Genomic DNA, 18664 nt, shown 5'->3' with positions numbered 1-18664 from the left:
TTGAACACAAGAACCAGCTAACGATTTCGTTACCTACCCGTAATTCCTGCATGCTGGAACACCAAAGCTGCTGCTCCAAGTGCTTCCGCGCGCGCCCCCAATGACGACATCGCAAGGTGCGTTGTTTCGCCCACAACGGGCACAGCGTGGCGAACGAGGCCCCTTCGAATGGGGTCCAACAGGAGGTCGCCGAGCCCTGCCAGTGGACCTCCCACGACGATCACTTCAGGGTTGATCAGGTTGGCGACGTTGCCCAGTGCGCGCCCCACGGCAAGGCCGGCATCATCCACTACGCGCTGGGTTGCGGAGTCACCTGCGAGGCAATTTCGGACGATGTCCTGCGGCGTCAATGATGTCTCTTTGCCGCGGCCCAGCAGCTCAATCATGGTGGTGGTTGAAGCTATTGTTTCAAGGCAGCCGCGGTTGCCGCATCGGCACACCAACCCGTGCTCGTGGATGGTCGCGTGGCCGATTTCGCCGGTGATGCCCACATTCCCGTAGTAGGGCACACCGTTGAGAATCAGACCGGAACCGATACCGGATCCGATCTTGAGGAACATCAGGTTGGACACCCCGCTATGGGGTCCCCATGTCACCTCTGACAGGGCTCCCAGATTGGCGTCATTATCAACAAATACGGGGCAATTCAGGGCTTCCTCAAGCCTATGGAGGATGTCGATTCCCACCCATTCGGGGAGGATGGCACCTTGGGCAACGGTGCCTGTTCGGCGGTCGATCGGCCCGGGGATGCCCGCACCTGCGCCCACTACCGCGCTCGGATCGATGCCATTTTCCGCGAGCAATCGCCCCAGCAACCGCACTGCCGCCGCGATGCCTTCCTCGGCATGATGGCCCAACGGAAGTTCAATGAAATCTTCGGCGATGACGTGGTATCCGAGGGATGCCAGGACCACCCTGAGGTGTCGTCGGCCGAAGTCGATTCCGACGGCGACCGCACCGTTGCTGTTCAACCTCACGTTGGTTGCCCGGCGTCCGGAGCTGGTGGTTGGTTCGGTGGATACGAGGCCTGCGTCCTGCATGATTTTCACGATGTTGGACACAGTGGCGGTGGAGAGCCCGGTCTGCCTGGAAAGCTCGGCTTGCGTTGACGGCCCACTGAGCAAGCACTCGATAATCCGTTGCTGGTTCAGGTGCCGGAGCGCGGATTGCGAGCCGGGTTTTCGTGGTTGGCTCTTCGTTGAGCGCTGTATAGCGGACATGACAAGAAGATTGCCCCAAAAGCAACCTTGTAGTCAAGAAGTGAACACAAGGAGTCAAGCATTCCCGACATACTCCAACGCAAGATGCAGTCTTTCCTCCGGTTGTGGGGCCTGGTGTGCGTGCAATGCGTCCCGCTTGGCACGCCTTCGGGTCCAAATGCCCCGCTCCACGTGTCAGACCACAGGCCTACTCTGGAAACAAGAAGACTTCCGGGCCCCCCGCGGTCCGGTACCCGGTGCAACCAAGGTGGTAATGATGCTGCTATCCGTCCTGCAGGCCAACGCTTCCGTCCTGGACGTTGAGGCGAACCTGCGCACGATCGACGACGCCGCCCGGCGCGCCGCCCAGGCAGGGGCCGGGTTGCTCCTGACCCCGGAGCTCTTTCCGGTGGGCTACGCACCGCTGCGGCTTCACGCCGAATTGGATCCGGCAACGCTCCCGGGCATCCGCGAACGCCTTTCCGGCATCGCCCGCCGGCACAACATCGGACTCGTCTACAGCCTTCCGGCGCCGGCTCCCGAGGACAACGCGTGGCACATCACCGCCACACTCGTAGATGCCAACGGCGAGGAACTCCTGCATTACGCCAAGGTCCACCTCTTCGGAGCGGAGGAGCGCAAGGCGTTCGTCGGCGCCCAAGAACCTCCCGCCGTCGTGGAGTTCAACGGGATCCGCACGTCGATGCTGATTTGCTACGACGTTGAGTTCCCGGAGGCAGTCCGGGCAGCGGCGACCCGAGGGGCTGAACTCCTGCTGGTCCCCACGGCGTTGTCAATGGGGTTCGATAACGTGCCGCAGGTGCTCATTCGTGCCCGCGCGGTGGAGAGCCAGCTCAACGTTGCGTACGCCAACCACAGCGGGCACGAGGACATCTACAACTTCCTGGGCGGCAGCGTTGTTGCCGGCCCCGATGGCTCGTTGCTCGCTGCGGCGGGGGAGTCGGCGGCGCTCCTGTTCGCGGAAGTGGGTACGGAGACGGTGAAAGCCGCACGCAACGAAGTCCCGTATCTGCGCGAACGACGCCCTGAGCTCTACCGCAGATGGGAGGCCGGCGCCTAAACCGCGCCTCCCTCGGACCCGGACAACCCGGCAACAAGTTCGTCCGCATACTGCAGGGCGATCCACAATTCTGCCCGGACCTGTGCCTGGTTAAGGTCCATGTCGAGCAGCTCACCGAGGACGCCTATTTGCCGGCGAACGCTGTTGCGGTGCAGGCCCAGCAGCTTGGCGGAACCGTCCCAGCTGCCGTTTTCGCTGAGCCAGCCGCGCAGTACTGACAGCAGTGGGTCACGGCGATCAGGTTCCAAGGACAACACTGGGGCCAGCAGCCGCTCGGCCAGCACGGTTCCCGCCTCGCGTCCAAGAAGACCAGTCACCGACCATTGCACTTCCTCCACGCGGACACTCTTTCCGCTGGATAACACCCGGCTTCGCAGCGAACTCACGCGCTGATAGGCCGCGGCAAGTCCGGTGAGTTCGGTCGGCTCGCCGATCGCCAGCCTCCAGCCAAGCTTCTCGACGTCGGCAAGCAGCGCGTCGTCCACCTTCAATCGGGTGATGGCCGCGAAACCGTAGTCGGTTATTTCCACGAGTTTCGTATCGAAAAGCCTGCGCCACTGCAGCAGCTCACGGACGGGGCCGTCACCGGCGGGCCAGTCAGGGGATTCGGCCTTGATGCCCTGCACTACCCGCATCTGGCCGGAGCGCGTCGAGGAAAGGCTCTGCGCCAGCAGGTCTTTGAGCCCGTTGACGTGCTTGGTACCGCCGGTGGACAAGGTATCCGGATGCAGGAGCAGAGCAGTGGCAAGCTGGCTGGGAGCCAATGACCCGCTTGTTCGTTGACGGACCAGCAACTCCAACAAACCCACCGCCGACTGCACCACATTGTTCTGCGCAGGCGTCAGCGGAGCATCCGAGCCAAGAATCAGCGCCCCGAGGTTCGCGTCCTTGGTACTGCGCAGCGGATGACCGAACACCAGGGCAGACCCGGGCTGCTCGAAACCATCCATCTCCACACGCGGGCCGCTGCCGGTCAGCAATCGTTCCAGCAGTGGCGCCAACAAGGAATGCTCGACGCCGGTGCTGCCGCCGGCACTGTGCCCGCGCGCCCGCACCCGTCCGTCCGCCCCGACCAGCAGCGCCCACACGGGCACACGCTGGACGAGGGCCGCCAGCAATTCGTGCTCCGGTCTGGGGGAGAGCACGGCCCGCATGAGCTGGCGGTTGGTTTCGGCCAATTGCCGGAACACGCGGGCATTGTCTGATTCCAGGAGCTGGGAGAACTCCAAGCCAATCGCGGCGAAGGGCACGGACTCCGGGACCTCGAACAGGGTGAGGTTGTGCCTGCGGCACGCATCGAGGAGGACGTCGGGGACGGCGTCGAAATAGGGCCTGATGCCGAATCCGAGGGCCGCCACCTTCGCACCCACCAGCCGCCGCACATAGGCGTCCACGCTGGCCGCCGAGCCGCCATCCCCAAGGAAAGGCAGCCCGGCGGTCAGCAGGAACTCGCCCTCCGGAAGATATGGTGTCGGGTCTTCCAACTCACTCGGTTCCACCCAGCGCAGCAGCGAGGCGCCGCTGCCGCCGTCGTGAAGCATTTTCAACTCGGGCGGCAGCTGCTCCAGGAACTGTTCCAGCGTGACGAAACTCAGGCGGGCGGTGGCGGGCTCAGGCAACATTGTCCTGCCCGGCGGTAGCCGGCTCCTGGTAGTCGGGGCACTCGTAGGCGCCGTCCCCGGAGGCGTATACGCGCGGCAATCGCGGGGCGATCCTGTTGATGATTTCATCCCCGTGGCTGCCGATCGCAGCGCCCCAATCGTCTGCGCTCGCCGCACCGGTGGCCGGGTCGCCGAACAACACCGCAGTATCGCCGACGTCGATCCCCGTTGCCTCAGGTCCGAGGTCCACCATGAATTGGTCCATGCAGACCTTGCCGATGACCGGGACGCTGCGGCCCGCGATGTTCACCACCGAGCGGCCGCTGATGCCTTTCGGGATGCCGTCCGCGTAGCCAAGGGGAATGAGGCCCAGGTAGCGGGGTTCATAGGTGATGGCCTGGTGCTCGTAGCTGACGCCAGTGCCCGCAGGAACCTTCTTGACCATCACCAAGGGGGCGGTGACGCTGAGGGCCGGCCGCAATCCGAAGTCGGTCGGGTTGAGGTGGTCTGCGGGAGCGAGGCCGTAAATTGCGAGTCCGGCCCGGACCATGTCGAAGTGGAATTCCGGGCGGTCCAGGATGTTGGCTGAGCTGGAAACGTGCCGCAGTTCAGGGTTGAGTCCGGCATCACGCGCCTCGCGGACGGCGTCTTCGAACTCCGCAACAGCGCTGGCGTTTCCAGGATGGGCGGGCACATCGGCCCACGCCAAGTGGGTCCAAATGCCGCGGACCAGCACCGTGCCATCCACTTCCGCTTGCCGGGCATGAGCCACAAGTTCGGCCCAATCCTCCTTTCGCGCCCCGCCGCGGCTTAGCCCGCTGTCCAGTTCAAGATGTACGACGGCGGGACGCCCAAGGCGTTCGGCGATGCCTGCCAGCACCTGAAGTTGGTGGACGCTTCCGAGGGAGACATCGATGGTGTTTTCGAGTGCTTCCAGAATGGTGTCACTCGTCTGGGATGCCAGATACAGCCACGAAAGGATCGGTTCAGTGATCCCGGCTTTGCGCAGTGCGATGGCTTCGGTGAGCTGCGCGGTTCCGAGCCAGTCGGCGCCGGAAGCGACGGCTGTGCGCGCTACTTCCACGAGGCCATGGCCGTAGGCGTTGCCCTTCACTACGGCCATGAAGAAGGGTGCCTTGGTCCGGTTTTTCAGGGCCTTGATGTTGTCTGAAATGGCGGACAGGTCCACTCTGACCTGACCGGAGAGGGCCAGTGAGCCGCCCTCTTGGTACTGTGCAATACGTCTCATGGTTGAACACTATAGGTCATTTTGCACCATTGTGAGAGGTGGCTCACATGCCAGTCTTGTGGAGGGGAAATCGAAACTACTTTGAAGGGACGTCAAGGGTGACTGTGCCTGTGAACACTCAAAACTCAACGGCGGCGAGCATGGCCAGGCCAAGCCTCGGTGCCCAACTCCTGCGCCGCAAGCCGATCGGGCAGATGGCCGACGAGGCCGGAACGGGCGACGGCGGCACGCCGCTGGTACGCAGCTTCGGGGTCCTCCAGCTGACCATGATCAGCGTCGGTGCAACGCTGGGCACCGGCATCCTGGTGATCCTTGGCGAGTCCGTGCCGCTGGCAGGCCCGGCCATCTGGATCTCCTTCGTGATCGCTGGTTTGGCTGCCCTCTTCTCGGCAGTGTCCTACGCGGAGATGGCAGGGCTCGTCCCGGTGGCAGGTTCCAGCTACTCCTACTCTTACGCCACCATGGGTGAGGGCATGGCGTGGATCTGCGGTTGGTGCCTGGTGCTGGAATATGCGGTGTCCGTGGCCGCTGTTGCAGTAGGTGCCGGACAGTACGTCAACGAGACCCTGGCCGCCTTTGGACAGGTCCTGCCCGATGCCATGAGCCAGCCGCCGGGCGGTGGTGGGGTGGTGAATGTTCCCGCCATGGTGATCGTGGTTCTTGCCATGATCCTGCTGGTTCGGGGTGCCCGTGAAAGTGCATGGATCAACACCGCGATCGTCATCATCAAAGTGGGCATCCTGATCTTCTTCTGCGCGGTAGCTTTCACCGCTTTCAACGCCGGCAACTTCGAGCCCCTGATGCCGATGGGCGCGGCCGGTGTCTCCGCTGCAGCGTCAAGCGTCTTCTTCTCCTACATCGGATTCGATGCCGCCTCCACCGCCGGCGAGGAAGCCAGAAACCCCAAGCGGGACCTGCCACGCGCCATCATGCTCTCCATGGTGATTGTCACCAGCATCTACGTCCTGGTGTCCGTTGCCGCGATCGGTGCCCGTCCGTGGGGCTGGTTCGACGGCACGGAAGCTGCCCTGGTCCAGATCCTGCACGAGATCACCGGGCAGCCGTGGATCGCTCTCGTCTTCTCTGCCGGTGCAGTGCTTGCCATTGCCAGCATCGTGCTGACTGTCCTTTACGGCCAGACCCGCATCCTGCTCTCGATGTCCCGCGATGGCATGGTGCCCAAAGTCTTCGGCCGCGTCTCCCGCCGCACCGGAACGCCAGTCGCCGGGACCCTGATAGTAGGAACCGCCGTCGCCCTCACTGCTGGCTTGGTCCCGCTGGGAGCCCTGGCGGACGCAACCAGCATCGGTACGCTCTTCGCCTTCGCCCTGGTCAACGTCGCCGTGATCTATCTCCGGCGCAACCGCCCGGACCTTGACCGCAGTTTCCGGGTTCCGCTGTACCCCATCACGCCAATCCTGGGCACGCTGATGTGTGCCTTCCTGATGCTCAACCTCGGCGCCGACACCTGGATCACGTTCGGTGTTTGGATGCTGGTGGGCATCGCCATCTACTTCGGCTATGGACGCCGGAATTCCAAGGTAGCCGCGCTCAGCGATCAGGACTACCGTGAACTGACCACCAGGGCCGTGAGCCCGGAACCTGTGAAAGCCGCAAACTGATGACCATCGCTACCGAACTTCCCACAGCCGACGTTGCCGCTTCCGCGGCGGAGGCAGGCGAAGCCCCCATCACCATGCTGAACCCGGACTTCCCCTTCAGCTATGACCATTACCTGGCACACCCGGACGGACTCGGCAGCATTCCCGAAGAGAGCTACGGCACGGAAGTGGCCGTCATCGGTGCCGGCCTGTCAGGACTGGTCACTGCCTACGAGCTCATGAAGCTCGGCCTCAAGCCCGTGATGTACGAGGCCGACCAGATCGGGGGCCGTCTTCGCACGGCGAGCTTCCCCTCAGCGCCCGGCGTGGTGGCAGATCTTGGTGGCATGCGTTTCCCGGTCTCCGGCAAGGCCTTCTACCACTACGTGGACCTTCTTGGCCTGGAAACGCAGGACTTCCCCAACCCGATGGCCCCGGCGACGTCCAGCACCGTGATCGAACTTGCGGGTAAGAAGCACTACGCCACCACGGCAGATGAGCTACCGGAATTTTTCCAGGAAGTGGCCGATGCCTGGAAAGCCGCCGTCAACGATGGCGCTGCGTTCGCGCAAATGCAGGAAGCCATCAAAGCCCGGGATACCAAGCGGATCAAGGAACTCTGGAACGCGCTCCTGCCCGAATTGGACGAGCAAACGTTCTACGGATTCATCGCAGCCAGCAAGTCCTTCAAGGAAGCCGGCTTCGCGCACCGTGAAGCTTTCGGCCAGGTGGGCTTCGGCACCGGCGGCTGGGACACCGATTTCCCCAACTCCATCCTGGAGATCCTCCGGGTGGTCTACACCGATGCGGACGATCAGCACCGGCTCATTGCGGGAGGAGCGCAAAGGCTCCCCGAGGCACTGTGGAACCACGCGCCGTCGGACCTTAAGTACTGGCCGCAAGGCACGTCACTGTCCTCGCTGCACTCCGGCTCGCCGCGCGGAGCCGTGGACAACATCCGCCGGGCGGACAACGGGGACCTGGTAGTCCGCGAAAACTGGGGACGCGAAGCCACGTACCAAGCGGTGGTTACCACCTGCCAGTCGTGGCTGCTGTCCACGCGCATCCACACCGAGGAGGCACTGTTCCCGGCCGAACTGTGGACGGCGATCGAGCGCTCGCACTACATGCAGTCATCCAAGACGTTCGTGATGGTGGACCGGCCCTTCTGGAAGGACATCGATCCGGAAACCGGACGCGAAGTCCTGTCCATGACGCTCACCGACCGCCTCAACCGGGCCACATACTTGCTCGACGACGGCCCTGACAAGCCCGCTGTCATCCTCTTGTCCTACACATGGAACGACGACGCACTGAAGTGGCTTGCCCTCACTGCCGAAGAACGCGTCAAGCTGATGCTGCACTCGCTGGAACAGATCTACCCCGGCGTGGACATCGCCAGCCACATCGTCGGGCAGCCGATCACGGTGTCCTGGGAAGCGGACCCCAACTTCATGGGTGCCTTCAAAGCCAACCTGCCGGGCCATTACCGGTACCAGCAGCGGCTCTTCACCCACTTCAAGCAGGATCAGCTGCCGGAAAGCCAGCGCGGCATCTTCCTCGCCGGCGACGACGTGTCCTTCACCGCAGGCTGGGCCGAGGGCGCCGTGACCACAGGCCTCAACGCCGTGTGGGGCGTGGTGAACCATTTGGGCGGATCGTCCGTCGCAGGGAACCCCGGTCCGGGCGACCTGCTGGACGAGTTCGGGCCAATTTCCCTGGACTAAGGCCGTTGCGGGGCCTGTTCTGCGTCCCAAACCCAATCGCAGGGCCCACACCGCCCGGGTTCCCTGGCTGAGCTTGCGAAGTCAGGGAGGCGGTGGGGATGCAGAGCGGGCCCCACATTTGTTTAAGACGCGTGCATTTCCCTGTGCGCCGCGGCGAGGTCCTTGTAGTGGGCGGCGTTGTGCTTGACGCCCTCGAACTCCTCGTCGGTCAATTCGCGGCGCACTTTTGCGGGGACGCCCGCTACAAGTGAGCGCGGCGGAATAACTGTGCCTTCCAGGACCACGGCGCCGGCTGCAATGAGCGAGCCCATGCCGATCACTGCGCCGTTGAGGATAGTGGCGCTCATACCGATGAGGCAGTCGTCCTCCACAGTGCAGCCGTGGACCACTGCGCTGTGCCCAATGGAGACGCGCTCGCCAACGGTGCAGGGGAATCCGGGGTCCGCGTGCAGGACCACGTTGTCCTGGAGGTTGGACCCTGCGCCGACGCTGATGGCAGCCGTATCGGCACGGACCGAAACCCCGTAAAAGGCGCTGGAGTCCTCGGCCAAGGTCGCCTTGCCGATGATGGAAGCGGTGGGTGCAACGAACGCAGATTCATGGATGGCCGGGGTGTCCCCGGCAAAAGTGTAAGAGGGAGCCATGGAGCCAGCTTAGTTCCCAACCAGGTCGCAGTTGAGCGCGTTTTGAGCACGCAAAACGCGCACAGCTGCGACCTAGTTGGGTGCGGGAGTGCGCAGGACCAGGAACTGGTAGTGCTGCGTCCAGTTGCCCGCGCCCGGCCCGGACTCTACCCCGACGCCCTCCGGCCAGGTCCGGAAATGCTCAATCGAGCCGTGTTCTCCGAAGATCCGCCGGACTGTGTCATCACTGCGACGACTGAAGAAACGCCGGGGTTCTTCCAGGTCCTCCGGGTTGAGGACCTCTTCATCGTCACCTGACCAAAGCCCGACGGCGATTGGCGCACCGGCCGCGCTGACCCGCACAAGTTCGCTGACGACGTCGTGAATCCTGCTGTTGGGCACGTGCAGAAGCGTGCTCATGGTCCAAACTGCCGAGAAGACCGAATCGGGGAACGGCAATTGGCGGCCACTGGCGACCGTCGCTTCGAGCCCGTGGGAGCGGGCCACATGGACGCTCTCCGACGACAGGTCCACGCCGGTGTAGTGCAGGCCTGCACGGACGAACTCCAACCCCTCAACCCCGGTCCCGCAGCCCAGCTCGAAGACGGAGTGCCGATGCTCATCCTTCAGAAGCCGGATGAACCATTCCCGGCACTCGACCCGGTGAGGGGTAAGGGCGCGCGTGTTCCGGACGGGTGCTTGGCGGTCGTAGAAAACTGCGAGGTCAGCTTCGTGGTCAGCTTCGGGGATGCCCTGCATACCCCCAGCTTAGGAGTGGCGCTAGTTGAACACCACGGTGCGGCTGCCGTCCAAAAGCACGCGGTGTTCAGCGTGCCACTGGACTGCCTGGGCCAGCGTGCGACCCTCCACGTCGCGGCCCATCTGGACGAACTGGGCGGCAGTGCGGGCGTGGTCCACACGGATGACTTCCTGCTCGATGATCGGACCTTCATCGAGGTCGGCCGTCACGTAGTGGGCCGTGGCGCCGATGATCTTCACACCGCGGGCGTGGGCCTGGTGGTAGGGCTTGGCACCCTTGAAGGAAGGCAGGAACGAGTGGTGGATGTTAATTGCCTTGCCGTTCAACTCAGTGCAGAGCTCGTTGGAAAGGACCTGCATGTAACGCGCCAGGACGGTGAGCTCGACGTCGTGCTCGGCAATCAGTTTCAGGAGTTCGGCCTCGGCCTGCGGCTTGGTTTCCGGTGTCACGGGAATGTGGTGGAACGGGATCCCGTAGAACCGGGCCAGCTCTTCAAGGTCGCGGTGGTTTGAAACAATCGCCGGAACCTCGATGGGCAACGTTCCCGTGCGCTGCTGGAAAAGGAGGTCATTCAGGCAATGCGCATCCTTGGAACACAAGATGATGGTGCGGACTTTCTGGCCTACCGGATTGATCTGCCACGTCATGCCAAACGTCTCTGCTACCGGACGCAGTGCGGCGGTCAACTCGTCCTGCGAGGACGCTGTGGTTGCCTCCACGCGCATGAAGAAGTTGCCGGTGCTGGGGCTTCCGTACTGCTGGGAGTCGGCGATATTGCAGCCGGCCTCAAGGAGGGCGCCGGCTACCGCATGGACGATGCCGGGGCGGTCGGGGCAGGAGAGTGTTACAACAAAAGCAGCAGGCAAGGCGGATTCAGTCACGCGGATAAGCCTACCTGTGCTGCCTTGTTGTACTGTTAACGGGTCGCAACTGGCGTTGGGTGGACTACCACCAGGGAGCGGCAATCACGAAGACCACGGATCGTACGCCTGGGCCGAGGGTCATGTCTTACCGCTGCATGCACGTGACCGATGCCTCCGTAATCAAGGGGACGCGGGAATGCTGCTGCCGGTAGCCTGACCTGTAGCACCACCCGTTGCCTAGCCAGGAGATCTCCGTGCCTACCACCACTTCCGCGTCTGTCAGCAACCAGTCGCTCGCTGAGCTCGATCCCGAGATCGCAGCAGTCCTCGACCAGGAACTCGGCCGCCAGCGCGGCACCCTGGAAATGATCGCCTCCGAAAACTTCGCCCCGCGCGCCGTCATGGAAGCACAGGGCTCCGTCCTGACCAACAAGTACGCCGAGGGTTACCCGGGCCGCCGCTACTACGGCGGCTGTGAATACGTCGACGTCGCGGAGCAGCTGGCGATCGACCGCGTCAAGGAACTCTTCGGTGCCGAGTACGCCAACGTCCAGCCGCACTCCGGTGCCCAGGCGAACGCCGCAGCGCTGTCCGCCATGATCACTCCGGGCGACAAGATCCTCGGCCTCTCCCTGGCCCACGGTGGGCACCTGACCCACGGCATGAAGCTGAACTTCTCCGGCAAGCTCTACAACGTAGCTGCTTACCAGGTTGAAGAAGACACCTTCCGCGTAGACATGGACAAGCTCCGCGAGCAGGCCATCGCCGAGAAGCCGCAGGTCATCATCGCCGGCTGGTCCGCTTACCCGCGCCACCTCGACTTCGCTGCTTTCCGCTCCATCGCTGACGAGGTGGGCGCGCTCCTGTGGACCGACATGGCACACTTCGCCGGACTGGTTGCAGCAGGCCTACACCCGAGCCCGGTCCCGCACTCCGACGTCGTCACCTCCACCGTGCACAAGACCCTCGCAGGTCCGCGTTCCGGTGTCATCCTGGCGAAGCAGGAGTGGGCCAAGAAGCTGAACTCCAACGTCTTCCCGGGCCAGCAGGGTGGCCCGCTCATGCACGTCATCGCCGCCAAGGCTGTTGCCTTCAAGATCGCCGGCAGCGAAGAGTTCAAGGAACGCCAGGAGCGTGTCCTCGAGGGTGCCAAGATCATCGCTGACCGCCTGAACCAGTCCGACGTCGCCGAAGCCGGCGTCTCGGTCCTCACGGGCGGCACCGATGTCCACCTGGTCCTGGTGGACCTGCGTAACTCGCAGCTGGACGGCCAGCAGGCTGAAGACCTCCTGCACTCGGTGGGCATCACCGTGAACCGCAACGCCGTTCCGTTCGACCCCCGCCCGCCGATGGTCACCTCCGGCCTCCGCATCGGTACGCCTGCACTGGCTACCCGCGGATTCGGTGCCACCGAGTTCACGGAGGTCGCCGAGATCATCGCCACCGCGCTGAAGGCTGGCTCCGCCACCGACGTCGAGGCCCTCCAGGCCCGCGTAGACAAGCTCGCTGCCGACTTCCCGCTGTACCCGCAGCACGAGCAGTGGTAACCCGCCGCTCCCTCGGCAAAAGGCGCACATAAACATCACCCGGGCATTGGCCCGGAGCTAACGGGATCCGCCGCCACACCACAGGCGGCGGGTCCCGCTGCATGAACCTCACAGTAGGTTTTTGAATAGGTCACCCACCAGAAAGAGCAGATGGAATGACACAGTCCACCGCACAGATCCTTGACGGCAAGGCCACCGCCGCAGCCATCAAGGCAGAACTGACCGAACGCGTTTCCGTCCTGGCAGCAAAGGGCATCGTCCCCGGCCTGGGCACCATCCTGGTGGGTTCGGACCCCGGCAGCACCTGGTATGTGGGCGGCAAGCACAAGGACTGCGCCGAGGTGGGCATCCAGTCCATCCGCCGGGACCTGCCCGAGGACATCACCCAGGAAGACCTCCTGAAGGTTGTCCGCGAGCTCAACGAGAACCCGGAGTGCACGGGCTACATCGTTCAGTTGCCGCTGCCCAAGCACATTGATCAGGACGTCATCCTGGAAGCCATGGATCCAAACAAGGACGCCGATGGCCTGCACCCCATGAACCTCGGGCGCCTGGTGGCCAACGTCAGCGGCGAAATGAAGTCACCGCTTCCCTGCACACCCAAGGGCTGTGTGGAATTGATGCGCCGGCACGGCATTGAGCTCAACGGCAAGCGTGTCCTGGTAGTGGGCCGCGGCGTCACCATCGGCCGCCCCATCGGCCTCCTTCTCACCCGCCGGGAAGTCAACGCCACGGTCATCCTGGCTCACACGGGAACGGTTGACCTGCCCGCGGAACTCAAGCAGGCCGACGTCGTGATTGCCGCTGCAGGCGTGCCGCACATGATCAAGGCCGAAGACCTCAAGCCGGGCGCAGTAGTGCTCGACGTCGGCGTCAGCCGTGTGGAGGACGCTAACGGCAAGGCTGTGGTCACCGGAGACGTGGACCCCGCAGCTGCCGACGTCGCCGCCTGGTTGTCCCCGAACCCGGGCGGCGTGGGTCCGATGACCCGCGCCATGCTGCTCGCCAACGTTGTGGAGAGCGCCGAGCGCGCAGCGGGCATCGCCTGACGCCTGCCGAAAACTGGAACCTGCTTGAAACTGTAAACAGAGCCAGGGTGCCTACTCCTCCGGGAGTAGGCGCCCTGCTCCGTTAACCCGACGACGAACACCCGGACCAAAGCTAGGCTCGGTGTATGCAACCCCGTTTCCCTGGACCCGAGAGCTCTCCTGGACCACGGGGATTTCCAGGCCCAGGCCGCTTCGCTGGTTCAGGCCGTTCCGCGGGCCTGGGTCGTTTCGCCGGCCCAGGCCGCTTCGCGGGTCCACGCCGTTTTGCCGGCCCACCCACGAGCTTCATCGTCATCACGGTTGCCCTCATCCAGGTGGCGGGGACGCTTTTTTCTGCGGGCCACCAGGACGCCCCACGGCCGCTGGACGCACTTGCGATCCTCTTACTGCTGGCCGGACCTGCGGGACTGGCGTTCCGGAGGCGGGCGCCTGCGGTTATGCTTCCCGTCGCCCTCGTGGCCACAGGTGCCTATGTTGGCCTTGGCTACGCCTGGGGTCCCATTGCGCTCTCACTGGCGGTGGCCATCGTGCTGACGTCGTCCGCGGGTTTACGGTGGCAGGCGTGGGCGGGGGCAGGTATCGCGGCTGCCGCAGTGGTGTTCGCGGCCGCCCTCAGCGGCGATCCCAACTGGCTCCTCCGCGCTTCAGCCGGAGTGGGATGGGCAGCCATTTTGGTGCTGATTGGACAGGGATTTCGACGCCGGAGCGAGCGGTTCGCCGAATACCGGCGCCGCCGGGAGGCCGCTCGGAAGGCCGAACGCGATGAGTACAGGCTCACGCTTGCCCGCGATATCCACGATGTCGTGGCCCATTCCTTGTCCATGATCAATGTGCAGGCATCCGTGGCGTTGCACGTGGGCTCGGATGATCCCCAGAAGCTCCGCCCGGCACTGGAAGCCATCAAGGCAGCCAGCAAGGAATCCCTCACAGAAGTCCGGCAACTCCTGGGCGTGTTGCGGGAGGACGTCCCGCTTGCCCCGGCGGCCCGCCCTACGCTTGCCCGGATCCCCGAACTTGTGAAGAACGCGGAGCTGGGCGGCTTGCAGGTGCGCTTTGAGGACCACGCGAACCATGAGCTCGTCGGCTTGGCGCAGCAGGAAGCGGCGTACCGGATCATCCAGGAAGCGCTGACCAACGTCGGCAGGCACTCAGGTGCCCAATCCGCCGTCGTGCATCTTGCCCAGACCGAAGATGCGCTGACTGTCCGGATAGACGACGACGGCGCGGGCATGGGCAGGGCACTGCCGGGCAACGGCCTCACGGGGATGCGCGAGAGGGCGGACGCCTTGGGCGGGACGCTCACGCTCCACGGACTCCAGCCCGGGCTCCGTGTAGAAGCGCTGCTGCCCACAACAGACCAGGCAGAAGGAAAGCTTCCATGATCCGCATCCTCCTCGCCGATGACCAGACCCTCATCCGGGCCGGTTTCCGTGCCCTCCTGGACGCTGAACCGGACATGGAAGTGGTGGCAGAAGCCGGCACTGGCAGGGAGGCTGTGAGGCTGGCGGCGCGCGACAAACCGGACGTCATCCTCATGGACATCCGGATGCCGGACGATGACGGCCTCACTGCCACCCGCAGGATTCTTGCAGACCCATCCCTGTCCGGCACGCGCATCATCATCCTCACCACTTTCGAGCTCGACGAGTACATTGCCGAGGCCGTCCGTGCGGGCGCAGCTGGTTTCCTGGTGAAGGACACCGAACCTGCAGAGCTCATCCGTGCCGTCCGGGTAGTCCACGACGGCGACGCGCTGCTCTCGCCCTCGGTGACCCGACGGATCATGGCCCAGCTGGCGTCCCAGAGCCGGGCGGCTGGAAAAGTGATTCCCCTCGAGCAGGTGACCGAACGCGAACGCGAAGTCCTGGCCTTGGTGGGGGAGGGCCTGAACAATGCGGAGATCGCCGAACGCCTGTTCATCACCCCGCTGACCGCGAAGACCCACGTATCGCGCATCATGACCAAGCTGATGGTCCGCGACCGCTCCCAGCTGGTGGTGCTCGCGTATGAATCAGGGCTGGTGCGGCCAGGCTGGAGCAGTTGACGGGCTGCCTCCGACTCCCAAGGGAGTAGGGCAGCACCTGCAGGTGACTCCCGACGGCGGACGTCCCGCCAGCCGTCCGCGGGCAGACTCGAACCAGAGCCGAAAGACGGCTCGCGCCGGGAATCGGCGGAGAGAGTTTGGATCACTGACATGTTCACCGCATTGACTTCAATGGTCGGGGAGACCACAACACTCGGGGGAGCGCTGGCACAGCTGCCGGCCACCGTCGTCGCGCACGGTCCCTGGGGTGACGGCACCTACTGGCCGTTCTTCCTCCTGTTCCCGCTGTTCTGGATCCTCGTGATCTTCCTGTTCATTTTCGTGGGCCGGCGTGCATGGCGCCGCAACCATCACTGGGCGGCAACCCAGGGTGCTGAGGGCGTGCTGCGCGAACGCTACGCACGGGGCGAAATTGATGAGACCGAGTTCCGGCAGCGGCTGGAGGTACTGCGCTCGCAGCCACCGTCCTGACCTGGATCAAGGAAAAATGAGAGGGCTCTTGCAAAAATATCTGCAAGGGCCCTTTCACATATTCCTTGGCGCTACTAGTCTGCTGAGGGTGCACAATGAAGCAACCGGCTCTGCAACACACTCCGAATCGCGGCAAACCAGCTTCGACATGAACCCACCCACCGTCATCAGCGCGCGGAATCTCACCAAAACCTATGGCGAGCTCACGGCCGTGGACAACATCTCCTTCGATGTTCCGGCAGGGGAGTCCTTCGGGCTGCTCGGCCCCAACGGCGCGGGCAAATCCACCACCATGAAAATGATCGGCGGCGTCTCCCAGCGCACCTCAGGAACGCTGAACATCATGGGCCTGGACCCGGAATCCCACGGGCCCGAAGTCAGGGCACACTTGGGAGTCGTTCCGCAGCAGGACAACCTTGACGAAGAACTGAAGGTCCGCGAGAACCTGATCGTCTACGGCCGCTACTTTGGCCTGCCGCTGAGCTACCTGCGGCCGAAAGCGGACGAGCTCCTGGAATTTGCGCAGCTCACGGACAAGGCCAACTCCAAAGTGGATGCGCTGTCCGGTGGCATGAAACGACGGCTCACCATCGCACGCTCGCTCATCAACGAACCCCGCATCCTCTTGCTCGATGAGCCCACCACGGGCCTTGACCCGCAAGCCCGGCACATCCTTTGGGACCGCCTGTTCCGGCTCAAGGAAAACGGCGTCACACTGATCCTGACCACCCACTACATGGACGAGGCAGAGCAGCTCTGCGACCGCCTGATCGTGGTGGACAAGGGCAAGATCATGGCCGAGGGGTCGCCGGCCAGCCTGATCCGCGAGCACTCCTCCCGCGAAGTACTTGAGCTCAGGTTCGGTTCCGAGCGGAACTCGCGTATCGGCGTCGAACTTCAGGGCATCGGCGAGCGGCTGGAGACACTGCCTGACCGCGTGCTCATCTACGCGCACGACGGCGAGGCCGCGCTGGAACAGGTTTCGGCGCGCGGGCTGCGCCCGATGACATCTCTGGTGCGCCGTTCCTCGCTGGAGGACGTCTTCTTGCGGCTCACCGGTAGGAGCCTCGTTGACTAGGGATCGCTTGACCAGCGGCCCTCTCGGAGATGGAGGCGCCAAGCCAATCACGACGGCGGAGCAGCCGTTGCGGGCACACTCGCCTGCCGTCTCGGCGGCCAGGGCACGGCGTTGGGGTTCCTTTTTCTACGCGGAACAAGTGCTCCGCGTCATGCGCAATTACGGCTGGTCCGTGGTTCTCTACAGTGTGGGGCAGCCTGTGGCGTACTTGTTCGCCATGGGAGTCGGGCTGGCGAGCCTGGTGGACGCGAACAGCGAATCCGTTTTCGGCGGCGTCAGCTACCTGGAATTTGTTGCACCTGCGCTGCTGGTGTCCGCGGCGGTCATGACGGCTTCCGGAGAATTCTCCTATCCCATCATGGACGGCTTCAAATGGCGGCGGGTGTTTTACGGGCCGCATGCCTCGCCGCTGGTACCGCAGCAAATAGCGGGCGGCCACATCATGGCAAGCACGCTCAGGTTCCTGCTGCAGTCGGTGGTCTACTTGGCGGTGGTGGCCATGTTCGGTGCTTCGCCGAGTCCGTGGGGATGGGTGTCTGCACTGGTTGCCACCGTGGCGGCTTTGTCCTTCGGCCTGCCACTGATGGCCTATGCCGCCAGCATCACACAGGACAAAGGACAGTTCGCTTTGGTGCAGAGGTTCATCGTCATGCCACTGTTTCTCTTCTCCGGGACGTTCTTTCCCCTGGACACCCTGCCGCTGGCTGTCCGTTGGATCGGCTGGATATCGCCTGTGTGGCACGGAACTGAGCTGGGGCGGGTCTTCACTTATGGCATGGACGAGAACCCCTTGCTGACCATTACGCATGTGGTGTACCTCCTGGGCACTGCCACGGCTGGCTGGCTGCTGGTCCGGCGCCAGTTCGTGAAGAGGATGGGCTCATGAGTATCCTGACTGGCGGCCACAGCGCCACCGATATCGCCCGGGAACGCAAGTTCGGGCCGCTCTATTCGCGAAACGCCAAGGCCGTGGTAGCTCGTGGCCTCATGGCCGCCAAGTCCACTACCTGGCTGGTGTTGCTGTCCGGGTTCTTCGAGCCTGTGCTCTTCCTGTTGGCCATGGGTGTTGGCATGGGCTCTATCGTGGGCACAGTCCAGGGACCCGGCGGCGAAGACATCAGCTACGCGGCCTACATAGCGCCCGCACTCCTGGCTGTCTCAGCCATGAACGGTGCCATCTACGATTCCACCTGGAACGTCTTCTTCAAGATGAACTTCGCCAAGCTGTACCAGGGGATGCTCTACACATCCCTCGGGCCGTTGGACGTTGCGATGGGCGAGATCTTCCTGGCACTGTTGCGGGGTCTTCTCTATGCCACGGGGTTCACCGCAGTGATGGGGGTCATGGGGCTAATCACTACCTGGTGGGCCATCCTGGTGATCCCTGCATCAGTGTTGATTGCCTTCGGCTTCGCGAGCTTCGGCATGGGCATCACCAGCTTCATGAAGACGTTCCAGCAGATGGACTGGATCAACTTCTTCCTGTTGCCCATGTTCCTCTTCAGCGCCACGTTCTATCCGCTCAGCGTCTACCCGCAGGTCATCCAGTGGTTCATCCAAGCCATGCCCCTGTGGCACGGGGTTGAGCTGCTGCGGCAGATCAGCGTGGGCTCGTTCAGCCCGGCAACGGCGATCCACGTGGGCTACTACCTGGTGATGATCGCGCTGGGGATCATGCTCACCACCGGACGGCTGCGCCAGTTGTTCCTGAAGTGATGGAGTTTGTGTTCGCCATCCGTGGAAGCGGCGCAGGCACCTTCGGGGGTTTGCG

General features: G+C 63.8%; 17 protein-coding genes and 1 riboswitch. Of the genes, 11 read left to right on the top strand and 6 right to left on the bottom strand.

Translation table 11 applies throughout. The features are described 5' to 3' along the window. Positions 1-29 precede the first annotated feature (29 nt). Positions 30-1220, bottom strand: a complete 1191-nt coding sequence (locus ABIE18_RS06100) for an ROK family transcriptional regulator (protein WP_499721755.1) — start codon at positions 1218-1220, stop codon at positions 30-32. 253 nt (positions 1221-1473) lie between these two features. On the opposite strand from ABIE18_RS06100, the gene ABIE18_RS06095 reads away from it, so the two are divergent. After that, positions 1474-2280: a carbon-nitrogen hydrolase family protein gene (locus tag ABIE18_RS06095; RefSeq protein WP_499721754.1), complete on the top strand. Its 807-nt coding sequence runs from the start codon at positions 1474-1476 to the stop codon at positions 2278-2280. Here ABIE18_RS06095 and ABIE18_RS06090 read toward each other — a convergent pair. Both ABIE18_RS06090 and alr read right to left on the bottom strand, forming a co-directional pair. Continuing rightward, positions 2277-3902, bottom strand: coding sequence for a PucR family transcriptional regulator (locus ABIE18_RS06090; RefSeq protein ID WP_499721753.1), 1626 nt, complete (start codon positions 3900-3902; stop codon positions 2277-2279). The two genes, ABIE18_RS06095 and ABIE18_RS06090, sit on opposite strands and share 4 nt — an antisense overlap. Next, entirely contained in the window at positions 3892-5130 is a 1239-nt protein-coding gene (alr, locus tag ABIE18_RS06085; protein WP_499721752.1) for an alanine racemase, read from the bottom strand. The genes ABIE18_RS06090 and alr overlap by 11 nt, the downstream gene beginning before the upstream one ends. Positions 5131-5270: 140 nt before the next feature. Here alr and ABIE18_RS06080 point away from each other — a divergent pair, with 140 nt between their 5' ends. Further along, a complete protein-coding gene (locus tag ABIE18_RS06080) occupies positions 5271-6752 on the top strand; it encodes an amino acid permease (protein WP_499721881.1) in 1482 nt (493 codons plus the stop codon). Beyond that, positions 6752-8458: a flavin monoamine oxidase family protein gene (locus ABIE18_RS06075; RefSeq protein WP_499721751.1), complete on the top strand. Its 1707-nt coding sequence runs from the start codon at positions 6752-6754 to the stop codon at positions 8456-8458. The genes ABIE18_RS06080 and ABIE18_RS06075 overlap by 1 nt, the downstream gene beginning before the upstream one ends. Positions 8459-8580: 122 nt before the next feature. On the opposite strand, the gene ABIE18_RS06070 is transcribed toward ABIE18_RS06075, so the two are convergent. From ABIE18_RS06070 to purU, 3 genes are all read right to left on the bottom strand, one after another. Then, positions 8581-9102 (bottom strand): gamma carbonic anhydrase family protein, encoded by a 522-nt coding sequence (locus ABIE18_RS06070; RefSeq protein WP_499721750.1) that lies wholly within the window; start codon positions 9100-9102, stop codon positions 8581-8583. Positions 9103-9174: 72 nt separating this feature from the next. Beyond that, positions 9175-9840 carry a class I SAM-dependent methyltransferase gene (locus ABIE18_RS06065; protein ID WP_499721749.1) on the bottom strand — a complete coding sequence of 222 codons (666 nt, stop codon included), beginning with the start codon at positions 9838-9840 and terminating at the stop codon, positions 9175-9177. Positions 9841-9861: 21 nt separating this feature from the next. Next, positions 9862-10722, bottom strand: coding sequence for a formyltetrahydrofolate deformylase (gene purU / locus ABIE18_RS06060; protein WP_499721747.1), 861 nt, complete (start codon positions 10720-10722; stop codon positions 9862-9864). 35 nt (positions 10723-10757) lie between these two features. Further along, positions 10758-10843, top strand: a riboswitch (ZMP/ZTP riboswitch). Positions 10844-10958: 115 nt separating this feature from the next. Between purU and glyA the strand changes: the two genes are divergently transcribed. The 8 genes from glyA (at position 10959) to ABIE18_RS06020 (ending at position 18609) form a co-directional block, all read left to right on the top strand. After that, positions 10959-12251 (top strand): serine hydroxymethyltransferase, encoded by a 1293-nt coding sequence (gene glyA / locus ABIE18_RS06055; protein ID WP_499721746.1) that lies wholly within the window; start codon positions 10959-10961, stop codon positions 12249-12251. A gap of 155 nt (positions 12252-12406) precedes the next feature. Next, positions 12407-13300, top strand: coding sequence for a bifunctional methylenetetrahydrofolate dehydrogenase/methenyltetrahydrofolate cyclohydrolase (locus ABIE18_RS06050; RefSeq protein WP_431118979.1), 894 nt, complete (start codon positions 12407-12409; stop codon positions 13298-13300). Positions 13301-13425: 125 nt separating this feature from the next. Then, a complete protein-coding gene (locus tag ABIE18_RS06045; protein ID WP_499721744.1) occupies positions 13426-14682 on the top strand; it encodes a sensor histidine kinase in 1257 nt (418 codons plus the stop codon). After that, the gene (locus ABIE18_RS06040; protein ID WP_499721743.1) at positions 14679-15344 is read left to right on the top strand and encodes a response regulator transcription factor; all 666 of its coding nucleotides are present in this window, start codon (positions 14679-14681) and stop codon (positions 15342-15344) included. Before ABIE18_RS06045 ends, ABIE18_RS06040 begins: the two co-directional genes overlap by 4 nt. A gap of 150 nt (positions 15345-15494) precedes the next feature. Then, complete coding sequence (locus tag ABIE18_RS06035) at positions 15495-15815, top strand: SHOCT domain-containing protein (RefSeq protein WP_499721742.1); 321 nt, start codon at positions 15495-15497, stop codon at positions 15813-15815. A gap of 148 nt (positions 15816-15963) precedes the next feature. Beyond that, positions 15964-16893: an ABC transporter ATP-binding protein gene (locus ABIE18_RS06030; protein WP_224093888.1), complete on the top strand. Its 930-nt coding sequence runs from the start codon at positions 15964-15966 to the stop codon at positions 16891-16893. 46 nt (positions 16894-16939) lie between these two features. Further along, positions 16940-17779: an ABC transporter permease gene (locus tag ABIE18_RS06025; RefSeq protein ID WP_499721880.1), complete on the top strand. Its 840-nt coding sequence runs from the start codon at positions 16940-16942 to the stop codon at positions 17777-17779. Further along, entirely contained in the window at positions 17776-18609 is an 834-nt protein-coding gene (locus ABIE18_RS06020; protein WP_499721741.1) for an ABC transporter permease, read from the top strand. Before ABIE18_RS06025 ends, ABIE18_RS06020 begins: the two co-directional genes overlap by 4 nt. Positions 18610-18664 lie beyond the last annotated feature (55 nt).

Source organism: Arthrobacter sp. 2762 (assembly GCF_040548745.1).
GTDB lineage: Bacteria > Actinomycetota > Actinomycetes > Actinomycetales > Micrococcaceae > Arthrobacter.
The sequence above is the reverse complement of the archived record's forward strand: the minus strand, read 5'-3'. Positions and strand labels throughout refer to the sequence as shown.